This is a genomic window from Paenibacillus ottowii (genome assembly GCF_006874425.1).
Lineage (GTDB): Bacteria > Bacillota > Bacilli > Paenibacillales > Paenibacillaceae > Paenibacillus > Paenibacillus ottowii.
The window spans coordinates 1-1,178 of record NZ_VIJZ01000039.1 but is presented as its reverse complement, the minus strand read 5'-3'; the positions used below and the strand labels follow the sequence as shown (position 1 = coordinate 1,178).

General features: G+C 53.3%; 1 protein-coding gene. It reads left to right on the top strand.

The features are described from left to right. Positions 1–1,178 (top strand): AMP-binding protein (locus tag FKV70_RS25805; protein ID WP_142614973.1); only part of this gene is annotated, 1,178 nt, incomplete at both ends.

The following is a 1,178-nucleotide window of genomic DNA, read 5'->3' as shown; positions in this document are numbered from 1 at the left end:
CAAATCGAGCAATTAGGCAGCAGTGAGGAAGACAGCTTCAGAATCACAGGAACCGAATCTGTCGAGCAGACCAACTATGACTTTAACGTGGTAGTACTGCCGGGGAATACCATTCACATGAGCTTTGGTTATAATGCCCTCGCCTTTGAACGGGAAAGTGTAGAACAAATTCGAGGTCATCTGGTGCAGCTGCTGGAGCAGGTGATAGCGAATCCGAACATCTCCGTACAGGAGCTGGGTATGGTAACCGCGCAGGAGCGTGAGCAGATCGTTGAGGTCTGGGGCAATACAGCGGCAATCTATCCGAGCGAGCAAACGATTCACGGCTTGTTCGAGTCGCAAACTGCGCAGACACCAGAGCAGACAGCCTTGTTCTTTGAGGGAGAGCAGCTGACTTATCGCGAGCTGAATGAACGCGCCAATCGTCTGGCTCGTACCTTGCGTAGTCAAGGGGTGACGAAAGATCGTCTGGTGGGCCTGATGACCGAGCGTTCGGTGGACATGATCGTGGGCATCTTCGGGATTTTGAAAGCTGGGGGCGCATATGTCCCTATCGATCCGACCTACCCGGAAGAGCGCATCCGCTACATGCTGGACGACTCGGGAGCGAACCTGTTGTTGACGCAAAGCCATCTGGTGAACAAAGTAGCTTTCGATGGAAACATGCTGATGCTGGATGGAGCACAAAGTGTGTATCACGAGGATGGCTCCAACCTGGAGCCGCTGTCGGGTCCAAATGATCTGGCGTATGTCATCTATACGTCGGGTACAACCGGGCAGCCGAAGGGCGTGATGCTGGAGCACCACGGACTGTGCAATCTGAAAACGTATTTTGATCAGACACTTCAGATTCGTGCATCGGATCATGCGCTGCTATTTGCCAGCTACTCGTTTGACGCGGCTTGCTGGGAAATCTTCCAGGCGCTGTTCTGCGGTGCCACGTTATACGTGCCAACGACAGAAACGATTTTGAACTACGAGCGGTTTGAGCAATATATGGCGGATCACCGGATTACCGTGGCTGCTTTGCCGCCGACTTATGCGGTGTATCTGGAGCCGGGGCGGATGCCGCACCTGCGTATTCTGTTCACTGCGGGTTCAGCCTCATCCACCGAGCTGGTATATAAATGGAAGGATCAGGTAGCGTACTATAACGGTTACGGGCCAACTGAAAACTC